Below are 4,441 nucleotides of genomic sequence, written 5' to 3'. Positions count from 1 at the left end.
AAACCTTTGTTAGATTACATTAATAATACGCAAACTTCAATTTGGTGAACCGCCGTATACGAGACCCGTACGTACGGTGGTGTGAGAGGCGCACTCTCCTCAATTATGGGGAGAGCCGTCTACTCGATTATGGGCTGGTTTTAATACATCAGATGTTTCTTTTCATTTTTATTCCAACCTGCTTGATTCGCATATTCGACAAAATATATTTTCAAATCAGCTTGATTTTCGTATTTAACAAAATAAATTTTCTTTTTTGCTTGGTTCGCATAGTTTGTAAAAAACCACTTTCCCTCATTGGCTTGTGATTGATTACTATATTTTACTTTGAAAACTTTTAAATCAGCTTGGTTTTCATACTTTACAACAAAAACTTTTACGTCTGCTTGATTTTCGTATTTTACAGAGAATACCTTTTGAGCAATTGTAGTGCTTGAAAAAAATAGTACTAAAAGGAATATTAAAGTATGTTTCATGTTATTAATATTCAATGCCTTTAACATATTTTTTGATTACATCGATATCTTTAGCGACAGCAGAACCTACAAAACCAGTGATATCTTTATAAGATATAGAATCGTTATAAACATTTAAATAATGACTAGACAATGGTTTAAAAGACCAATGCCACTTCTCCTCGTTATATCCGGTACGCCCAGATTTTTTTGATGTGTAAGGCTGAAAAAAGCCAAATTTATGAGCGTTATTTACAAGCCAATTATATTCTTTTAAACCCTTTCCTTTATCAAAATAAGAATTATTTAAATTGTTTAAATCTATATCTGTACCCCAATGATGTCTAGATGTAGATGGCATTGAACTATATTTTAATATTTGCAAAGCATTTGATACGCTATCACTTGTATTGTTTCGTTTCCATTTCCTTTCCCAAATACGCTTTTGTTCGTCAAAATTTCGAGTCCCAGAAACTATTTTAAAAGAAACTCCTTCTTTCTCTGCAGCATTTGTCATTTTAATGAAGGAATCTAAAACTACTTTTTGAACGTATATATTTTTAAAACTATAGCTTGAAGGAACCTTAGCGAAGGTGGTATCATTTCTATAATTGAATTTACCCAATAATTTAAAGCTTTGGATAGGTTTTTCCGATAATATCTTTGGTGTACTGATTCGATTATTAACTTGAGTTATATTTTCAACCGCTGTACTATCCTTTTTTTTACAAGAAAAAAATATGATAATTAAAAAAAAGTATAATAAAATTTTACTTCGCATAACTTAATTTAATTTTTCGCAAAATTCAGAATATATCCAACCATTGACTTCGTTGAGATAGTACCATTTATTAAAACTGAGATCAACATCTGATTTTTGAATATAAACTTTATTAGTTGTTTTATCTAAATTTATTATCTCTGCTTTGTAAGTATATTCATCAATACTAACTACGTTATTTAATTTGAAACTTTTAGGTTTCTCTACTTCCTCTCCACTTTTAACATCTTTGAGAATCATTTTTTTGTTTAATAAATACAACGGATTATTAGATTTATATTCCTGAGAAACCGTATAATTTTCTTTTTCTGAAACTTTACCAACAACACTTCCATTAATTGGGGCTTTACGAATGTTAATATACTTTTTTCCGTCTTTTATTTTTATATTAAAGGGAGTAAATGAATTTTCATTTGTAATATCATTCTCTTTTTTATTGTTCAATACATCTATAGAAGTTGGCTTCATTCTTAAAGCTGTAATTATCCATTTATCAACAAACCTACCGTTATCCTTGCCACCATATTCTGTTTCTTCCCAATCCTTAATATTCTTTAATTCTAAGTCAACGAAATATTTTTTTCCAATTAAAGATGATTTTTCTCCGTACCTATTATATTCGTCTCTTATTTCAGCGATATACTCTTTTCCGGGTATATTAATTGGAAATTCAAAATTATGGTAGTTATAAGTAATTTCTGGGTTACTAACTTGCTTGAAATATATATAACAATTATCATTACATATATACTCTAATAGTTCAATTTCTATGTTATTTAAATATTTTTCAGATGATTTTTTATCATCGATAAGTATTGTTTTAGGATTAGCGTAGTTTTGTTTACTTGCTGAATATGCAAATATTACCAGGCTGGAAATGATTACTATACTTGCAATAATAATGATAGGCAAAAGCCTTCTTTTTTTTGTTTTTTTAGATGAATTGTCAGCTACAATTGTTTTTTCTTGCGGTTTTTCATTTATTAATGGACTAACTGCTTTATCTTCTTTTGCATCATTTTCTGGGATAGTGCTTTTTAAATCAATATTATAGTCTTTCAACTTGGCATCAAGATATTCGTCAGTTATTTCTGATTCGGGATTATATTTTAGAATCACATTCGTTAAGATGCCTCTTATGGAACCATGATTTTCAGTTAGAGATTTTAAAAATTCATCGTTAACTTCTTGATTTTGGTCATAATGCTTATATAAATCCCTGATTAATCTAATTTCGTTTTTATTCATAACAGTTAAATTAAAATGACGGATTATTATTATTATTATTATTACTATTATTTGTTTTTTTTCTGGTATTATTAGCAATTGAAGTAAGGGCTTTAAATTGTTCTGCTAAAAATCTTGTTGCCACAATAATTAAAAAACCATATATAGGCATAAGAACTATATCAAGCTTACTTGTTTGTAGAAAACCAAATCCTATTTCTCTTGATAAATGACTCATCTCATCTCCTAAAATTATTGTTGTTAATAGCGCTGTCCCAAAGCCAACAATGCAAATCCAAGTACCTAACCATTCTCCAATAGTTTGTATTAAATGTGAAAAAACCGCGGTAGCAACAAACTCATCACCTTCTACTGACGTGTCAATAACTTTTGATTTTCTATCCCACCATAATTGAAAACTAACCCAACTTGCGAAAGTGATTATAATCCACACAAGTAAAAACGAAATAATCATATCTGGTTCACCTCTAAAAACGCGATTATCAACAACCATAAATAAAACAACTAAAGGTAAAATCAAATTTAATATTGCAAATATTGAGTAAAGCCAGCTAAATGGTTTGCGATAAAGATGTCCATTGTCAATATATGACAGATAAGGTTTAATAAATGTTAAGAATTTGTTATTCATAATTACTCTTTTTTAATTTCCCTACTCGTAAGGTTTTTCGGTTTCACCCCTTTTTTTTAATGGGTTCTGGTCTCCATATTTCTTATTTATTTTTTACACTAGCTGCTTAGCCCTATGGCTTCCCTCGGCCGTCTTTTAATTTTCTAATTACACACAACGGTGAGTGTATTATTATTAGCGGATTTTGCGACACTAACTTTTCGGTTTATAACTGACCTTTCTTTTATTATTTATATTTTTGTAAAGTACTAATGTAGCAAATTTTTACAAGTGAAGTAATCTTTTTAAAATTCATTTAGTTTTGGTTTATGATATTAGTTTAAATTTTTATGTAAATCACTTTAATTTGGGTTGAAGTTTTCTTTTTAGATAAAATGTTGTTCTCAAATTGTGCTCAGCGTTTCGCAGCTTAGAAACATGGGGCATTTTGTAGCGATTTCCTATCCGGCCGTGTCTAAGATTATACCGAAGAATGAACTTTACGGAAACCACTGTCCGCCATATGTTTTCTTAGGTGCTGTTACGGGCTGGTTTTAACTAACAAGTGCAAATCTAAAATAAGTTTCAAATTTTAATATTGTTTACTTCTTCCATACAGACCGTCATTATAACCCATTTCATAGACACGTACATCTGCTCTAGAAAAATTATACCCACGTGCCATATAAAATTCCCTAGCAGACGCTCTGTCCGATGCAGGTAATCCATATCCCGTTTGGCCGTCAGAATAACCTTTTCTATATGCTTTTTTTGAAGTCTCCTCACTTGCATTACTCCTACTACTTGAACTACTGCTAGTACTACTATTATTGCTATTACCGCAACTTGTCAGAATTATTGAGGCAAATAGAATTACTCCGAAAATTTTCATTACTTTTTTCATTTTTTTTCATTTTAAATTTTGTTCCTACTCTTATGGACTTTCGGATTACTCCCTGTTTTTTTAATGTGGTTTTCTAGTCTCCACTTTTTTGTCAGTCACTATAGATGGTCATTCTGTCTTTGACCGATATGTTTATTTAACTTGCCCATAACGTTTTGCAGCTAAGAAACGTGGGGCATTTCGGAGCGATTACCTGTCCACCGAAACCAAAAGTAGCTACGGAGAACAAACTTGCGGAAACCACTGTCTGCCCCATGTTTACTTAGGTGCTGTGTGTGCCCAGCATGGGCATCTTTTATTTTACCGAAAGGTAAATAATTAATCTAGAGGGTGCAAGTCCCTTATGGGCGGAGGTAACGCTTCGAACCATTAGTAAGTCGCAAGGGTGGTAACTGCGAGGTTACATCTGAAGGAAGCGAGACTACAAAACTCGGTACTGACGA

Annotated in this window: 5 protein-coding genes; all 5 read right to left on the bottom strand. The window is 31.1% G+C overall.

Annotated features, from left to right (window positions below; translation table 11 throughout):
• Positions 1–140: 140 nt before the first annotated feature.
• On the bottom strand, positions 141–476 hold the full coding sequence (locus P8K68_RS00320) for a DUF6150 family protein (protein ID WP_300247062.1): 336 nt from the start codon (positions 474–476) through the stop codon (positions 141–143).
• A 4-nt stretch (positions 477–480) separates the two neighbouring features.
• Positions 481–1,080, bottom strand: a complete 600-nt coding sequence (locus P8K68_RS00315; protein ID WP_300247061.1) for a M15 family metallopeptidase — start codon at positions 1,078–1,080, stop codon at positions 481–483.
• Between the two features lie 159 nt (positions 1,081–1,239).
• A complete protein-coding gene (locus P8K68_RS00310) occupies positions 1,240–2,484 on the bottom strand; it encodes a hypothetical protein (protein WP_300247059.1) in 1,245 nt (414 codons plus the stop codon).
• A gap of 10 nt (positions 2,485–2,494) precedes the next feature.
• Positions 2,495–3,115 (bottom strand): hypothetical protein, encoded by a 621-nt coding sequence (locus tag P8K68_RS00305; protein ID WP_300247057.1) that lies wholly within the window; start codon positions 3,113–3,115, stop codon positions 2,495–2,497.
• A 571-nt stretch (positions 3,116–3,686) separates the two neighbouring features.
• On the bottom strand, positions 3,687–3,986 hold the full coding sequence (locus P8K68_RS00300; RefSeq protein WP_300247055.1) for a hypothetical protein: 300 nt from the start codon (positions 3,984–3,986) through the stop codon (positions 3,687–3,689).
• Between the last annotated feature and the right edge of the window lie 455 nt (positions 3,987–4,441).

The organism is Algibacter sp. (assembly GCF_029245835.1).
Lineage (GTDB): Bacteria > Bacteroidota > Bacteroidia > Flavobacteriales > Flavobacteriaceae > Algibacter_B.
This window is presented reverse-complemented; position numbering and strand designations above follow the sequence as displayed.